This window comes from Kitasatospora sp. NPDC056531, assembly GCF_042794375.1.
Lineage (GTDB): Bacteria > Actinomycetota > Actinomycetes > Streptomycetales > Streptomycetaceae > Kitasatospora.
Window position 1 is genome coordinate 485,872 of sequence record NZ_JBHTTU010000001.1, and the last position, 15,164, is coordinate 501,035.

Below are 15,164 nucleotides of genomic sequence, written 5' to 3' on the forward strand. Positions count from 1 at the left end.
CCGCGGCGACCACGGCCGAGCGCCGCCGCTCGCCGTCCTACGTGGCATGGAGCGCGCGTTCCAGCATCTCGGTCAGCGCCCCGGTGATGGTCGCGCTGGTCACCACCTTGTACAGCCCGGCCGCGAGGGCGCAGGCGCCCACCGTTATCTGGGGTCACAGGCTGAACACCCAGGTCAGCCAACGAGACGAGTAGGTAGGCACATCAGGCACACGGCTTGGAGAGGGCAGCCAACGCCGGGTGGTCGGAAGGTTCGCTAAATCTTGGTTCAGCACCCGCCGGGCGGGTGACGTGACGGGACAATGCCCCGGTGAACTCGACCACATTGATCTCCCTCGCTGGCATCCTCGGCACCTTGTTGGCCCCCGTCGTCTCTGGTGTTCTCGCAGCCCGCACAGCCCGGACCGCCAACACACGTGAAGATCGGGCTGAGGCGCGGCAGGCTCGACGCCAGGCCTACGGAGCGTTGGCCACCGCTCTGGTGGTCTGTGCGGGCACTCTGCGCGAGCGGATGGAAGCCCTGATCAACACGTCGTACGACCCGGACGACCGTCGGCACATCGGAAGGGCCCGCGACCTCGCTGAGCCCTTGGAGAGTCAGCTTCAAGCTGTCACAGATGCGTTGGGGGCAGTGCTCATCGAGGGCCCTGACACCGTGGCCGGGATCGGCGCCAACGCCGCGCGGCTCCTGCATGGATGGGCCGGCCGGTTGAACGACTGGATCGACTCCGAAGACCCGGACGCGACGATTCGTGATCAGCTCCGCTTCGGCCGGCAGGACGAAGCGGAGACCTCCCAAGCCGTAGAGGAGTTCAGCTCCGCCTGCCGCCGTGTCATACACCCCGAAGACCCTGCCGATCGCATGCTCGATCGCCGCCGACTGGCCCTGCCCTGGCGGCGCTGATCTGACGTGGCGCCAGGGTGTGCATCGGCCCTGGTCAGCTGCCCCGAACCCTCATATCGGAGTGCGGGCAGCTGACCAGAGGCGGCACCGTCCCACCTTTGACATGGAACATACCGGCGCAAAGCGGACTCTTTTGGGTAAAAAAAAAGACCCCGAAGCACTTGCTTCACGGCATCGCCGAAACCAAGCGCCCGAATTCCCCTAATGGCCGCCGCCAGAATTCTGAACTGCCGATACCGTCATGGGGGGAATCGGATTCGGGGCGGGGTCGTGCGGCATCATCGAAAGCAGGTAAGGCTGCGCGATGAAAAGCAGCCAGAGTCCCACCTTTACCAGCTTCTTGCGGGTCCTGGGCTTTGCGGACTCCACGTTGATCTCGACGCCGGGGAACGAGAGGTGGAAGCCCTTGTGACGGTCAGACATGCTCTCTCCTTGGGTTTTGGGATGTTTTTGGGCATGCGAAAAGCACTATCGGGGGCAAGGTAATAAGAAAACCACCCGATACCCTTGGCGATTCCGGTTCGCCGGGCGGCAATCCCTGAGGGATTGCTTTGTTCGGATGGTGCGCGTGTTGCTGTAATACTCTAGCGATTGGCCAGGTCGGCCTTTCGCCATTAACGATAGCAGAGCCATCGGAAATTCTGTCAAGGCCTCTTGCCCGCAGGCGCGCTGACAGACTTTCGGATTGCTCCGGGAACTTTTTTAGAGCCTCATCCCAAGGAAGTCAAGCATTGCAGGTACGACCCTCGGAAGGGTGTGCCCATTTCTCGCCTTGGGGGCTAGTAGCGATGCTAGGGGGAGGGTCTGACACATCCACGCCCAGCCGATGCCCACCCGCGCCAACTCCCCGCATCCAGTGTGCGGCGGGATCACTTGCGCGAGCATGCACTTCTAGCCACTTACAGACTCCCCCACGGGTAACGCCTTGTCAACTCCCTTGGCGTTTATGCAGGTCAGACTGTGGCTGATCCGTGGTCGTATCGACAGCATCGCCGTGGCGCCCTCCAACGGGTGTCCCGGACACGCGGCGTGGGGCAGCGGCTCCCTCAGTTCTGGGAACGGATCATGCGGCGGAGGCTCGTGCGGGCTGCTGCCAGGTCGTCTTCAAGCGTGGTGACCTGGGTCTTGAGGTGCCTATTCTCCGCCTCGGCCTCGCGCGCGGCAACGGCGAGTCGGTGGTTCTCCTCGGTGAGTTCGGCGACTCGCGCCGTGAGGTCGTGAGCCGCGAGTTGGTCGAGTTGCTGACCGAGGTGGACCCGCATCGCCCCGCGGAGGCTGCTGACCTCAGCACGGAGCCGGTTGATCTCCTCGCGTGCGAGCAGAAGGTCCGTGCGTGCGCTTGACCCGCTCACGCTCAATCCGGCGTTCTCCGCGCGGGCGGGATCGGCGGCCTGGCGCCTTCGGGCCTTCTCGATGTGTTCCCGGACGCCTGGGGCGTAGACGAGCCAGCTGGAGACGCCGGCCCGCTTCGCGACGGCGGCGAAGGTGACGGGCTCGCCGGCCCTGAGCATGTCCTGGACGGCCCCCAACGCGCGGCTTCGCTTGGTAAGGCTGTCCCGCTGCCGTGCCGCTCTGAGAGCGTCTGTAGGGGCCCGAGAGGGGCTTTCAGCGGGCATCGCGGGTCTCCCCGTGGCGGACGACGGTCAGGGGCAGCAGCTTGTGATTGCTGGTCGCCCGGATCTTTCGGAGCGCCGCACTGGCCTGCTCGACCTCCAATCGCTCGTCGGCGGGCATCTGGTCGAGCTGGTCATTCATCCGACTGACGACGTCGGTGTATGCGTTGATCTGGTCGGTGAGGTTGCGCGTGACGAAGACGTCCGCGTCCATCGCCGTGGCCGTCTCGCGGTCCGCGCGCAGGGAGTTCAGGTGTTCCTCGATCGCCGGCAGATAGGAGGGATCGGGCCGGTAGAACCCGCAGCCGGCACACTGGAAGCGAAGTGGGCAGCTCTTGCCGCCGGCCTTGACGTTGGATGGCTCCGTGCAGTTGCCGAAGGGAACGGCGACCGACCGGGCCTCATAGGCCGTCGTACTGCTGAACGGCGCCGGGCGGCCCGAGCGGTCCACCGTGTGCAGCCGCATCGTCTTCACCGCCTCCCGCTTCCGCTTCTGTGAAACCTGGTAGTAGGACATGGTCGTGGCGATCTGCCGGTGATCCATTAGCTCTTTCAGCACGTCAACCGGGACTCCGGCGTCAGCGTGCCGTTGCGCGTAGGAGTGCCGGAACGCATAGGGGAAGATCAACGACCGATCGAACGGCAACCGGTTGCCCGACTCGTCCAGTTGGTCGCTCAGGAGAGCGGGGATCGCGGCCACCCATTCCCGCAGCGCGTTCGCCAGGCCGCCCGGCTGTAGGTGCCGTGTCCCGCTCCGGGCGGTCATCGCTGGGAACAGGTAGTCAGAGCTGGTGGCCGGCGCCGGGATGTCGCCCCGCCGGGCCTGCCATGAGCGGATGGCCTCCGCCGTCTGCCCGGCGATCGGCAGACGGCGGCCATACCGGCGCTTCTTGTGGTTGTCCCAGATCAGGTCTGTCTCAGCACCGCTCGTCTCCAGGCAGTTCAGCCGCAGACTGGCGACCTCGACCGGGCGCCGGCCGGTGTCGCGAAGAACGACATAGACCGTCCTCAGCATCAGGTGTACGTCCTCGGCGGCGAGCTCGCCGTAGGGGTAGCCGGCGCCGATCACGGCTAGCTGTGAGTCGAGCTGGGCGATCACGGGTTCGGGGATCGCCTTGCCCGGGTCGTCCTCCGAGGTGGCGTCATGGGGAATCACCATCGACTGGTGTCGGCCGAAGCTCGCCGACATGTCGTTCAGGAGGTCGGCGGTGCGGCCGAAGTCCAGGATCGCAACGAAGCAGCCGAACATGTGCTTCCGCCAGATGCGGCCCGCCAGCTCGCCGTCTTCGCGCCGCAGAGCACACATTGCCGTGAAGACGGCCTGCATGTCGGCGAACCGTAGGGCGGCCGGATCATGGCCACCGCCCGGACGGGCGTGGAGAGCGTCCGAGGCGACCACGCAGGCCCGGAAGGTCCTTCCGAAGTCGTTGCTGTGCGGCTTCGTAGTGCGGACCCACTCCCTGAGCGTGTCGCGTAGCCACGTCTGCCGGATCGCGGTCATGTCCGCCGTCCCGGCATGTTCGCGCTGGCCGCTGCGGGTCTGCGAGCGCAACCCGACCGCGCTCAGGTCCCAGACGTCGGCATCGGTCGGCGCGACGCCACGGAACTCCAGCGATCCGAGCCGGACCGCCCGCATGATCTCCCGAAAGTGGGCCGTCGCGTTGTGGCCCTTCTTCCTCACCTCGGCCTCAAGCCCAGTCGAGTCGCCAGTGAGCAGGCTCGACCGGTCAGCCAGGACGCGGACCAGGTGGCGAACGGCGGACGGCTCGATGACACCGCCGCGGGCGTCGCGCTGCTGGAGTCCGAAGAGGACTTCCCAGCGCAGTGGTTCCGCGAGGGTGGAGAACGAGAACTGGTGGCTCAGCTGGAACGGCGCGGTCTGCTGGGCCCAAGCGTCCGCGTCCGCGGTGGTGAGGCCCTGCCTCTTCTGCCGTGTCCAGAGTTGCTGATGCGGCATGCAGAGCCCACGGATGGCTCGCTGTTTCGGACAGCCTCTGACGATGCACGTCGGCTTGCCGGTCAGCGGCAGGATCTTCGCCGTCTCGACCCAGTGCGCGATGTCGGTCGAAGCCTCCGGCCGCCTGCGCCAGTTGAAGTAGTGCGTCCGGCAGAGGTCCAGACTGTAGGACGGCCGGCCGCAGCGGATTCCGTCGCGCTCGACCATGCACTTGTCCCGTTCCTGACCCCAGGGAGTCCGGACACGTGTCGGCCGTTGATAGGAGGTGGCGAACTCCTCGCGGCTCATGTCGCTGCCGGCGAGGACTGTGAGGCAGTGGCGGCAGAACGAGTACGGGCTCGGCAGGATGGTCCAGCAACTCGCCGTCGTGCATTTGCCGGCGCCGGTCCGCGGGTTGTTGAGATCGCCGTTGAAGAACCAGGCGGCCTGGTCCCACTCGCCGGGGCGCCAGAGCCGATCGATCTTGTTTTGGAGCCAGAGCGTCCAGCCCGTGAGATCGGTGGTGGGAAGCTCCGCAAGGCTGCCCGAGGCAAGGGCGGCGGTCACCGCCGCCCCCTCTCCGCCACCCGCATGACGGCCTCGCGCTTCTCCTCGTCCGTGGGGTGCAGGTAGGGCGCAAGCGACGCCGGTGACACATGCCCCATCAGCTCCTGCACCACGTCCTGCGGGACGCCCGACCGAATCCAGGCCGTCGCTGCCCCGTGCCGGAGCATGTGCGGCCGGGCCGTCTGTTCGGTTTCGCGAGCAAGCCGGTCAAAGAGCTCCTTGACCGTCCAGTAGCGCAGAGGCGAGCCGAGCGGGGCATGGAACAGATTCACGAACACCATGTCGCAGGCCGCCGCTTCCGGAACGGCATCACGCTCGTACTGGTAGTCCGCATAGAGCCCAACCACGTTCTCCAGAACGGGGATTGACCGCGAGAACCGCGACTTCGCCAGGGCTCCGTTTGCGTTGTCCGGCCGGCGCCGGACGTGGATGTGGGGCCCGGAAATGTGGCAGCCCAGCATCTTCGAGTCCGCAAGGAAGTGCATGTCCTCCCGTCGAAGCCCCAGAGCCTCACCGATCCGGATGCCGGTGCAGCTGAGCAAGGCAATCAAGAACCTGTCCCGGGCGTGGAGCGCCACCTTGATCAGCCGGTCGGCATCCTCAGGCCGAAGGATCTCGATCGGGTCTTCGCCAACTTCGAACTTGATCATCTTGGCCTTCACCTGGCGGAACTGCCCGTCCTCGCCCGTGTCGAACCCCGGCGGGAGCCAGCCGAGGTACTTCGGTTCGGACAGCCGCGCGATGATCGACGGGTCCACCCAGCCCTCACGCGCCGCGAAACGGAAGAACTCACAGACAGCCGTCACCACCGCGTTCGCCGTCTTCTTCGACCGGAACCGAGGCTCTGCCGGTGTCTTCCCGCGCGGCGGCAAAGGCTCTGACACCAGCCAGCGCAGGAACCGGGCCAAGTCCAGCATTCCCACGCGCCGCCAGTCCAGCCCGCCGCCGTCGCACCACGTCAGGAACAGGGCGACCCGGCCCGCGTACGCACGCTCAGTGTTGCTGGACCGACCGAGAGCCCGGAGGCCCGCTAAGAACGTGCAGCCCTCCGGGTGGAGGCGGAACTGGGAGTCCACCACAACCCACAAGTTCGCATCATCGATAGGCGATAGGGCCCGCTCAGCATGGAAGTGCACGACCACGGACCGTACTGCTGTGCCTTGCAACCCGCAGATAACTCTCTGTCACGCGTCAGAGTGATTCTCGATCTCACGCAACAGGAACAGTTGGGGAACCCGAGATAACCAGCGTTCCGACGGCGTACTCGGCCGTGGTCATCCCGGCGTCCGACCGGCGCCGGCGGCGGGCCAGCCAGCGGGCCCGGCCGGCCGCCCAACGACTCTTCCGCCGCCACACCCCCAGCAACTGCCGGAGCGGGCGCCCGGTGTCGGGCCTGATCGCGATCACTGCGGTCATCGATGTCTCCTGTTCGATCTCTTCTGCGACCCCGGCCGATCCGGAGCCGGCGTTCATTCACATGGACTGGGCGAAACGGCTGGTGAGGCCGACCACCACCGGCACCACCCCGATCAGGACGAAGGCCGGGAGGAAGCAGAGCCCCAGCGGTGCGGTGGCGAGCACCGCGGCCCGGCGGACCCGCGCGTGGGCCGCGCGGACGGCGGCCGTCCGCTGTTCCTGGGCCAGCCCGATCAGCGGACCGGCCGCGGGGGCCCCGCCGAGGCTCGTCCGGACCAGGCAACGCGCCAGCGGGGCCAGCGCGGGATGCTGTTCGCCCAGCCGGGTCCAGCACAGTTCCGGCGGGGCACCCAGGGCCAGTTCGGCCCCGATCGCCGCCAGCCGCGGCCCCAACGGCGCGCCCACGCTCCGGCCCACCGCCGACACCGCCGCCGAGGGCAGCGCCGCCGACCCGAGACATGCTGCCAACAGCTCCGCACCCAGCGGGAGTTGCCTGGTCAGCAACTCGTTCTCCCGGGCCGCCCGACGGTCCGCCGGTGACCGTGCCCGGGCCGACCACCGATGGACGCCCACCGCCGCCAGCACCCCGGCGACCGCCCCGGCACCGCCACCGAGCAACACCGCCACCGCCAGCCCGGCGCCGACCGCCGGCCCTGCGCGCCGCCAGGGCCCAACGCGCGGGCCTCTCGGCCGTGTTCGCTTCCGCACCTCCTCCCGCTCCCGCGCCCAGGCGGACGCCCGCCGCCTGGCCCTGCCCCGCACCGGCGCCACCACGGTCGCCACTGCTGCCACTACGGCGAGCCCGGCCACCGCCGACTCGAAACCCCACATCACCCGACCCCCGCTCCCTCACCGAGCGCCCGCGCCCACATGAGCCCTCGACGCGCACCGCCGCGCTCCCTCGCCCCCCGAGCCTGAGCACCGCCCCCGGGCCCCCGAGGAGGCTCCAGCGCTCCCCGGGCCGCCACCCGGACGATGCGGGCCGTCCAGAGCGCGCCCAGCCCCTCCAGGACCGCGCCCGCCACCAGACAGCCCAGCCCGGCCGACGTGTGCAGCAGGACGTCCAGCGGACGGGCCCCGAGTGCGCCGCCCAGCAGCAGCCCCGCGCCCGGTAGAGCGGCCAGGACGGCGATCGTCGTCCGCGGCCCGGCCAGTTCCCCGGAGATCTCCTCCGCCAGCGCCCGCTCACCGCGCAGCGCCTCCGCCACCCGGTCCAGTGCGGCAGCCAGCCCCGACCCGCTGTCAGAGGCGACTCGCCAGCAGGCCGCGATGGCCGCCGCCCCGCTGCCGCCCGGCAGTTCGGCCAGCAGCTGGAACGCGGCGGGGACGTCCCCGCCGTAGCGGCCCGCCGCCAGCCGGGCCACCGGCTCCTCGCCGAGCCGGCGCAGCCCGTCCGGGTCCGCCGCGAGCCGGGCCGTGACCAGGTGCAGCGCCTGCTCCGGCGTCGAGCCGCCGCGCAACTCACCGGCCAGCGCGGCGCAGAGCTCGACCACGGCCGCGGCCCGTCGCCCGGCCTGTACCGCGATGCGCCGCCGCAGCCGCCACTTTCGCAGTGGCAGGACGGCCAGCACGGCCGCGAGTACCGGCACCGGCGAGGAGACGGCCTGCCCGGCGGCCAACCCCACCGGCAACAGCAGCAGTTCGGGCGCCCGAAGCTCCGGGAGCCGGGCCCTCGCGCACCCCGCCGCCTCCGGACCCGGCCCGCTCACCGGAGGCCCGCTGCCTGCCAGCACCAGCCTGGAGCGCCGCCCGCCCGGCAGCTGCTCCTGCACGGCCCGCCACGCGGCGGCCGCCAGCAGGAACAACACCGCTGTCCAACAGAGCGCCAGTTGACTCCGCATCACACCACCACCGTCCATGTCATCGCCCCTTCCTGCCCCAGGCCCCGAGCAGTGCCAGCGCGGCCACCGCGCATCCGGTCAGCAGTACCGCGAACCCGAGCTCCACCAACCGCAACTCCCGCGCCGCCCCGCCTGCCGACAGTGCTGCCGCGATCACCACCGCGCTCACAACGGCTCCGCCCCGGGCGGCACTCCGAGCGCCACCCCGCGCGCCGCCAGCAAGCCGACGAGCCGTTCCCAGCCCGCCCCGGGCACCAGGCCGCCCGTCGCCGGAAAGGTCACCGCCGCAGTGGTCACGGCCAGCCCGTCGCGGTCCCCGGCCAGCGTGTGGATCTCCGCCACCCGGCGGCGGCCCGAGCCCGGATCCCGGACCAGGTGCACCACCACGTCGAGCGCGGCCCGCAGTTGGCTGTGCAGCGCCGGCCGGTCGAGCCCGGCGAGCGAGCCCAGCGCCTCCAGCCGGACCGGCACGTCCGCCGCCGTGTTGGCGTGGACGGTGCCGCAGCCGCCCTCGTGCCCGGTGTTGAGCGCGGCCAGCAGGTCCGACACCTCGGCCCCGCGGACCTCTCCGATCACCAGCCGGTCCGGCCGCATCCGCAGTGCCTGCCGGACGAGGTCCCGCAGGGTGAACTCGCCCAGGCCCTCCTGGTTGGGCGGTCTGCTCTGCAGCCGGACCACGTGGGGATGAGCCGGTCGAAGCTCGGCGGAGTCCTCGGCGACGACGATCCGCTCGTCCGGCCCGACCAGGCCGAGCAGCGCCGCGAGCAGCGTGGTCTTGCCCGAGCCCGTCCCACCGGAGACCAGCAGCGACAGCCGCGCCCGCACGATTCCGGCCAGCAGGTCGGCGCCCTCCGGCGGCAGCGCCCCGCCCGCCACCAACTCGTCGAGCGTGAACGGCCGGGGCCGACAGACCCGCAGCGAGATGTGGGTGCAGCCGGCCGCGATCGGCGGCAGCACCGCGTGCAACCTGGTGCCGTCCGGCAGTCGGGCGTCCACCCAGGGCCGGGCGTCGTCCAAGCGCCGCCCGGCCGCGGTGGCCAGCCGATGGGCCAGCCGCCGCACCGCCTCGGCGTCGGCGAAACGGACTCCGGTGGCTCGGTGCAGGCCGCCGCCACGGTCGACCCACACCTCGTCCGGACCGTTCACCAGGACGTCGGTGACGTCCGGCGCCGCCAGCAGCCGGTCCAGCGGGCCCGCACCCACCAGTTCGGCGCGCAGCGAGCGCACGGTGTCCAGCACCTCGTCCCCGCCGAGCGGCGGCCGGGTGGCCCGCAGCACGGCCGCGACCGAGCCCGCCGTCGGGGCGGCACCCGACTCGGCCAGCCGCAGCCGCACCGCGTCCACCAGCTCCGCCGTCCGCTCCTCGCGGGCCGTCCGGCCGTACGGGCAGGGCCCGTGCCCGGCCTGCGGCGGCCCGCCGGGCGGCGGCACGCTCCTGAGCGGCCGGTGCTCCCGCGCACCGTCGCCCGGGCCCGGGGCACCGCCCCGAGGGCCTGTTCTGCGAAGACGGACCATCAGTACACACCTCCTCCGACCGCCGGCACCGGCGGCAGTACCTCGTTCAGGAAGGTCGCGCAGAAGCGCGCGAGCGGGCCGCTCTCCCGGATGCCGGGCGGGACGCCCTTCTCGACGTCCTCGGCGAGGCCGGGCTCGGGTTCCAACTCCCCGGCCAGATCGAGCCGCAGCCCGCGGGCGATTCGGTGCGCCGGGAGCCCGCCGGCCCGCACCGGCCGGACCACGGCCCGAACGTCCCCGAGCCGCATCCGGGCCGCCGCCGCGACCCGGTCGGCGGCCGCCACGGCCCGCAGCTCGGCCGGGACCACCAGCAGGGCCAGGTCGGACTGCTCCAGCGCCTGCCCGGCGGCCGCGTCGAGATGGCGCGGCACGTCGACCACCACCAGCCCGCCGCGCCGCCGGGAGGCGGCCAGCACGCTGCGCATGGCCTCCGGCGGCACCGTCAGGGTGTCGCCACGGTCCCAGGACAGGCAGGACAGCGCGGAGAGCCGTTTGAGCGCCGGCAGCGCGCGGGCCAATTCGGCCCCGCTGACCCGCCCGCGCGAACCCGCCAGGTCGGGCCAGCGCAGCCCGCGGGCCGTCTCACCGCCGAGCAGGATGTCCAGGCCCCCGCCCAGCGGATCGCCGTCGATGAGTATGGTCCGCCGGCCCGTGCGCGCGGCCGTGACCGCCAGGGCGCAGGCCAGCGTGGAGGCCCCGGCCCCGCCCCGGCCGCCGAGCACGGCGACGGTGACCGCCGGGGAACCGACGCCCTCGGCGGCGTCGGCGATCCGGTCGAGCAGCCAGGCCTCGGCATCGGGCAGGAACAGCACGTGCTCGGCGCCGAGTTGGACCGCTCTGACCCACACCCCGGGGTCGTCCAGGTCCAGCCCGAGCAGCAGCACCCCGCCGCGCCTGCCCAGTCCGGCGCAGCGCTCCGCCTGGTCGTCCCCGACCAGGATCAGCGGAGCGCCCTCCCACACCTCACGCGTCGGCGGCGCGCCGCGGATCAGTCGAGGCTCGGTGCCCGCCGCCGCGCAGAGCCGCAGCAGGTGCTCGGCCAGGCCCTCGTCCTCGGTGACGACGAGCGGCCCGGCGGCCCCGGGGCCCTCGGTGGTGAGGTGGTCGGCGATCGGCGTCGACATGGTGTTCTCCCCTCTGCGCCGCCGGCCACCAGGGGCGGGGCGCGCTTCGGACGGTTGCGGCGGACGGTCGCCCGGCAGACCTCCGGAGAGGAAGGGGATGAGGCCCTGCCCGGCGACCGCCGCCGACCATCACGGTGGGGGGAGATCCGGATTCCGTCATCCACGTTCCGATTGCCTGTGGATAACTCGCGGGTTGTGGATGAAAACGTTCACCCGGGCGGGGGGCTAATCGGCGAAGAATTGACGAAAGGGGGTCACGGAGATGAACCGGCCACTCACCGCACCCCGGCCGAACACTCTCCCGACACCCCTCCGCAGCCTTCCGCGCACTCCACCGCGACGGTCCGGCGGAGCCGATCGGAACCAGCCGCGCAGGCCGTGTGAGCCATGAGCAAACGGCAACGCAGAGTGACGAAAGGTGATGGGCGGGCCGAGCTGTCGACACCCCCTGTACACCGCCGGCCGGGCGGTCACGGAAGCCGCCTCGAAGGGCTTTCAAGCCCTGAAAATGGCCCCGGACGTGCGACGACCCCCGCCGGGGGGGAGAGCGGGGGTCGTCTATCCACAGCCCGACTCGGGGGGGAGGAGCCGGACCGGGTTAGCACGGTCGCGAACGATCCGTGACTTCCATGGTGTACCCGAGCGGCCAGAAACACAAACCCGCACGCCCGCGAGTACACCGAATGGCGGGGTGTTTTGTGGCTCCCTCTATCCTCGGTTCCCGTGGACACCACCGAGAACGCCGACGACCACGCCGACGAGTCCCAGGGCGGCACCACCGGGCCCGGGGAGCCGGTCGCACCCGCCCGCCCCCGGCCGAGCGGGCTGCGCACGGCCGCCTTCTTCGACCTCGACAAGACCATCATCGCCAAGTCGAGCGCGTTGGCCTTCAGCCGCCCGTTCTACCAGGGCGGCCTGATCAACCGTCGGGCGGTACTGCGCAGCGCGTACGCGCAGTTCGTCTTCCTGGTCGGCGGCGCGGACCACGACCAGATGGAGAAGATGCGCGAGTACCTCTCCGCGCTCACCCGGGGCTGGAACGTCCAGCAGGTCCGCGAGATCGTCGCCGAGACGCTGCACAACCTGATCGATCCGATCATCTACGACGAGGCCGCCTCGCTGATCGAGCAGCACCACGCGGCCGGCCGGGACGTGGTGATCGTCAGCAGCTCCGGCTCCGAGGTGGTCGAGCCGATCGGCGCGCTGCTCGGCGCGGACCACGTGATCGCCACCCGGCTCCACGTCGAGGACGGCTGCTACACCGGCGAGATCGAGTACTACGCCTACGCCGAGAACAAGGCCGCCGCCATCCGGGAGTTGGCCGAGACGGAGGGCTACGACCTGGCCCAGTCGTACGCCTACAGCGACTCGTCCACCGACCTGCCGCTGCTGGAGGCGGTCGGCCACCCCTCGGCCGTCAACCCCGACCGCGCGCTGCGCAAGGAGGCGCAGGCACGGGAGTGGCCGGTGCTGGTCTTCGACCGGCCGGTGGAACTGCGGCGGCGGCTTCCCGAGTTCTCCGCGCCGAGCGGTTCGGTGCTGACCGCGGTGGCGGTCGGGACGGCCCTCGTGACCGCCGGGGTCATCTGGTACCTGGCCCGTCGACGTCGCCCCGCCGTCTGAGGCCTCGGGCCAGCACAACGCCCCCAAAACGGGCAATCGGCACAGACTTCTCGTTTCGGGTTCCCCTTTCGGCCGAAACGCGATACAAATGAAGCACGGCCCGCGAGACCCGGTCAGGACCGAAGAGGTCAAACCGACAACGCAGTTCAGGCCCACGGACCGCGTGTACAGATATCCGAGCACCCACATGCAGCCGACCCGCTGTCGGGCCGCCGGACCAGACGAACGGGCAGGATCCCCGTCTGATCGGCACTTCCGGTGCATGCTTGGTCACCCGGAATCTGCACCAGCGGCGGCACCCAGCAGGATCAGGTGCCGCCGCATCTTCTTGTCCACAGGCACCCCGCTCATTGTCCGCGGGCGCCCTGCTCAGACCATCCCGCGCTGCATCGCCTCGCAGACCGCGGTGCTCTCGCGCACGCCGAGCCGCAGCGCCCGCCCACAGTGCGCGATCCAGGCCGCCATGCCGTCGGGCGTGCCCGCCAGGTAGCCCGCGAGGGCCCGCCGGTAGGCGTCGGTGCCCAGCTCCGCCAGGCCGACCTCGGCCGGGCAGATGGACTTCGGGTCGAGCCCCTCGGCGATCAGCACGATCCGCTGGGCGGCCCGCGCGATCACCCCGTTGTACGCACCGAACGGCCGCAGGGCGAGCAGTTCACCGTGCACCACCGAGGCGACCACCAGGGCCGGCGTCCCCACGCCGTGGCCCTCCGCACGGGCCACCAGCAGCCGGGAGAGCTGGTCCAGCCGGGCCGCGACCTCCTCCGCGCCCGGCGCGGGCGGCAGCACGGGCGTCGGCCCGACCGCGGCGTCGACCTCGACGCTGTCCACCGGCTCGAGCTCCAGCGGGAACAACTCCTCGGCGACCTCCCCCGCCCGTCGCGGCCGACCGGCGGCCGGGTCGGCGTCGCCGACCGCGAGCAGGTGCAGCCGCGCCAGCACCTGCAGCGGCGAGTGCCGCCAGACGCTCAGCAGCTGGCCGGCCTCGGCGGCGATCCGCAGGGCCGCGCCGACCGTCCGGGCCTCGGCGTCCGCGCCGAAGTCGGTGCGGCGCCGGACCTCCTCCAGCGGCCAGTCGGCTCCGGCCACAGCCGCCGACGCGCGGGCGCCGCGCAGCGCGGACTCGGAGGTGACCTCGGCCGCGCGGCGGCGCATCACCCGGTGGCCGTAGAGCCGGTCGACGGCCTTGCGCACCTCGGCGACCGCGTCGGGCACCCCGGGGAGCTGGGCCAGCGGGGCGAGGGGATCTGTTCCAGTGCTCACCTACCCGAGAGTAATGAACAGGCGCCCCCTCCCGGAACAGCAACCCCGCATCACCCGTTAGAGGCAATCCTCATTCCCCTCCCCCGACGAGACCCAAACCCCGGCTAGCATGGCCACTATCGGAGACGATAACGATTTCCAGTTAGGGGCGCTCGGCACGCGCGCCCCCCGAGCACGCGGCCCACCCCCAGGGCCCAGAGCGAGAGCCGGAGCCCCAGATGAAGATCGCGTTCGTCGGCAAGGGCGGCAGCGGGAAGACCACGCTGTCCGCGCTGTTCATCCGCCACCTGGCCGCCATCGGCCGGCCGGCCATCGCCGTCGACGCCGACATCAACCAGCACCTGGGCCCCGCCCTCGGCCTGACGGACGCCCAGGCCGCCGAACTGCCCTCGCTCGGCGCGCACCTGCCGGAGATCAAGGAGTATCTGCGCGGCAGCAACCCGCTGATCCGCTCGGCCGACGAGATGATCAAAACCACGCCGCCCGGCCGTGGTTCGCGCCTGCTGCGGATCGTCGAGGAGAACCCGGTCTACGCCGCCTGCGCCCGCCCGATCGCGCTGGACGAGGGCTCGGTCCGGCTGCTGGCGACCGGCGCGTTCACCGAGGAGGACCTCGGGGTGGCCTGCTACCACTCCAAGGTCGGCGCGGTGGAGCTGCTGCTCAACCACCTGGTGGACGGCCCGGACGAGTACCTGGTCACCGACATGACCGCGGGCTCCGACTCCTTCGCCTCCGGCCTGTTCACCCGCTTCGACCTGACCTTCCTGGTGGCCGAGCCGACCCGCAAGGGCGTCTCCGTCTACCGCCAGTACCGGGACTACGCCCAGGATTTCGGCGTGCAGCTGCGGGTGATCGGCAACAAGGTGCAGGGCCCGGACGACCTGGCCTTCCTGCGCCGCGAGGTCGGCGACGACCTGCTTACCACCTTCGGACAGTCGGACTGGGTGCGCCGCCTGGAGCAGGGCGCCGAGCCGCCGCTGAAGTCGCTGGAGCCGGCCAACCGGGCGGTGCTGGAGCTGTTGCGGGCCGAGGCCGAGGCGGCGTACGGGCGGCGCGACGCGCGCCGGTACACCGAGCAGGCGGCGCTCTTCCACCGGCGCAACGCGGAGAGTTGGGCCAACGCCAAGGTCGGCATCGACCTGGCGACCCAGGTGGACGAGGACTTCGTGCTGAGCGAGCCCGCAGGTGAGTTCGCGGGCGAGTTCGCGACCGCCGGCGGGCAGGCCACCCCGGCGGGGGCCACCGCCTGACCCCACCACGAACTGAACGGGCCGGGGCATCCCCCCCCCCCCGGGGGGGGGGGGGGGGAGCTTGCTGTTCCCATCTCACACTACGGCACACAACAACTGCCCTCTTTTCTTACACC

Annotated in this window: 15 protein-coding genes; 3 read left to right on the forward strand and 12 right to left on the reverse strand. The window is 71.2% G+C overall.

Going from position 1 to position 15,164, the window contains the following annotated elements:
* Window positions 1-37: 37 nt before the first annotated feature.
* A complete protein-coding gene (locus tag ACFQ87_RS02400) occupies window positions 38-142 on the reverse strand; it encodes a DUF4244 domain-containing protein (protein WP_380608668.1) in 105 nt (34 codons plus the stop codon).
* A 167-nt stretch (window positions 143-309) separates the two neighbouring features.
* Between ACFQ87_RS02400 and ACFQ87_RS02405 the strand changes: the two genes are divergently transcribed.
* Complete coding sequence (locus tag ACFQ87_RS02405; protein ID WP_380608669.1) at window positions 310-903, forward strand: hypothetical protein; 594 nt, start codon at window positions 310-312, stop codon at window positions 901-903.
* Between the two features lie 201 nt (window positions 904-1,104).
* On the opposite strand, the gene ACFQ87_RS02410 is transcribed toward ACFQ87_RS02405, so the two are convergent.
* The 10 genes from ACFQ87_RS02410 to ssd form a co-directional block, all read right to left on the reverse strand.
* Window positions 1,105-1,326, reverse strand: a complete 222-nt coding sequence (locus tag ACFQ87_RS02410; protein ID WP_380608670.1) for a hypothetical protein — start codon at window positions 1,324-1,326, stop codon at window positions 1,105-1,107.
* Between the two features lie 623 nt (window positions 1,327-1,949).
* On the reverse strand, window positions 1,950-2,519 hold the full coding sequence (locus ACFQ87_RS02415; protein ID WP_380608671.1) for a DUF6262 family protein: 570 nt from the start codon (window positions 2,517-2,519) through the stop codon (window positions 1,950-1,952).
* Window positions 2,509-5,019: a tyrosine-type recombinase/integrase gene (locus tag ACFQ87_RS02420; RefSeq protein WP_380608672.1), complete on the reverse strand. Its 2,511-nt coding sequence runs from the start codon at window positions 5,017-5,019 to the stop codon at window positions 2,509-2,511. Before ACFQ87_RS02420 ends, ACFQ87_RS02415 begins: the two co-directional genes overlap by 11 nt.
* Complete coding sequence (locus ACFQ87_RS02425) at window positions 5,016-6,161, reverse strand: tyrosine-type recombinase/integrase (RefSeq protein ID WP_380608673.1); 1,146 nt, start codon at window positions 6,159-6,161, stop codon at window positions 5,016-5,018. Before ACFQ87_RS02425 ends, ACFQ87_RS02420 begins: the two co-directional genes overlap by 4 nt.
* A 67-nt stretch (window positions 6,162-6,228) precedes the next feature.
* Window positions 6,229-6,492: a DUF4244 domain-containing protein gene (locus ACFQ87_RS02430; RefSeq protein ID WP_380608674.1), complete on the reverse strand. Its 264-nt coding sequence runs from the start codon at window positions 6,490-6,492 to the stop codon at window positions 6,229-6,231.
* Window positions 6,493-7,266, reverse strand: coding sequence for a type II secretion system F family protein (locus ACFQ87_RS02435; RefSeq protein ID WP_380608733.1), 774 nt, complete (start codon window positions 7,264-7,266; stop codon window positions 6,493-6,495). It abuts the gene before it with no gap.
* The gene (locus ACFQ87_RS02440) at window positions 7,266-8,276 is read right to left on the reverse strand and encodes a type II secretion system F family protein (protein WP_380608675.1); all 1,011 of its coding nucleotides are present in this window, start codon (window positions 8,274-8,276) and stop codon (window positions 7,266-7,268) included. Before ACFQ87_RS02440 ends, ACFQ87_RS02435 begins: the two co-directional genes overlap by 1 nt.
* A 19-nt stretch (window positions 8,277-8,295) precedes the next feature.
* Window positions 8,296-8,445: a hypothetical protein gene (locus ACFQ87_RS02445; RefSeq protein ID WP_380608676.1), complete on the reverse strand. Its 150-nt coding sequence runs from the start codon at window positions 8,443-8,445 to the stop codon at window positions 8,296-8,298.
* Window positions 8,442-9,707: a TadA family conjugal transfer-associated ATPase gene (locus tag ACFQ87_RS02450; protein ID WP_380608677.1), complete on the reverse strand. Its 1,266-nt coding sequence runs from the start codon at window positions 9,705-9,707 to the stop codon at window positions 8,442-8,444. Before ACFQ87_RS02450 ends, ACFQ87_RS02445 begins: the two co-directional genes overlap by 4 nt.
* 83 nt (window positions 9,708-9,790) lie before the next feature.
* A complete protein-coding gene (ssd, locus tag ACFQ87_RS02455; protein WP_380608678.1) occupies window positions 9,791-10,915 on the reverse strand; it encodes a septum site-determining protein Ssd in 1,125 nt (374 codons plus the stop codon).
* An 825-nt stretch (window positions 10,916-11,740) separates the two neighbouring features.
* On the opposite strand from ssd, the gene ACFQ87_RS02460 reads away from it, so the two are divergent.
* On the forward strand, window positions 11,741-12,538 hold the full coding sequence (locus tag ACFQ87_RS02460; RefSeq protein WP_380608735.1) for an HAD family hydrolase: 798 nt from the start codon (window positions 11,741-11,743) through the stop codon (window positions 12,536-12,538).
* Between the two features lie 369 nt (window positions 12,539-12,907).
* Here the strand turns inward: ACFQ87_RS02460 and ACFQ87_RS02465 are convergent, their stop codons facing one another.
* On the reverse strand, window positions 12,908-13,798 hold the full coding sequence (locus ACFQ87_RS02465; RefSeq protein WP_380608679.1) for an oxidoreductase: 891 nt from the start codon (window positions 13,796-13,798) through the stop codon (window positions 12,908-12,910).
* A gap of 218 nt (window positions 13,799-14,016) precedes the next feature.
* Between ACFQ87_RS02465 and ACFQ87_RS02470 the strand changes: the two genes are divergently transcribed.
* The gene (locus tag ACFQ87_RS02470; RefSeq protein ID WP_380608680.1) at window positions 14,017-15,048 is read left to right on the forward strand and encodes an ATP-binding protein; all 1,032 of its coding nucleotides are present in this window, start codon (window positions 14,017-14,019) and stop codon (window positions 15,046-15,048) included.
* Window positions 15,049-15,164 lie beyond the last annotated feature (116 nt).

Coding starts and splice junctions, on each gene's coding strand:
- ACFQ87_RS02435 (WP_380608733.1), bottom strand. CDS start 7,266: ATGTGGGGTTTCGAGTCGGCGGTGGCCGGGCTCGCCGTAGTGGCAGCA.
- ACFQ87_RS02440 (WP_380608675.1), bottom strand. CDS start 8,276: ATGCGGAGTCAACTGGCGCTCTGTTGGACAGCGGTGTTGTTCCTGCTG.
- ACFQ87_RS02410 (WP_380608670.1), bottom strand. CDS start 1,326: ATGTCTGACCGTCACAAGGGCTTCCACCTCTCGTTCCCCGGCGTCGAG.
- ssd (WP_380608678.1), bottom strand. CDS start 10,915: ATGTCGACGCCGATCGCCGACCACCTCACCACCGAGGGCCCCGGGGCC.
- ACFQ87_RS02430 (WP_380608674.1), bottom strand. CDS start 6,492: ATGAACGCCGGCTCCGGATCGGCCGGGGTCGCAGAAGAGATCGAACAG.
- ACFQ87_RS02415 (WP_380608671.1), bottom strand. CDS start 2,519: ATGCCCGCTGAAAGCCCCTCTCGGGCCCCTACAGACGCTCTCAGAGCG.
- ACFQ87_RS02470 (WP_380608680.1), top strand. CDS start 14,017: ATGAAGATCGCGTTCGTCGGCAAGGGCGGCAGCGGGAAGACCACGCTG.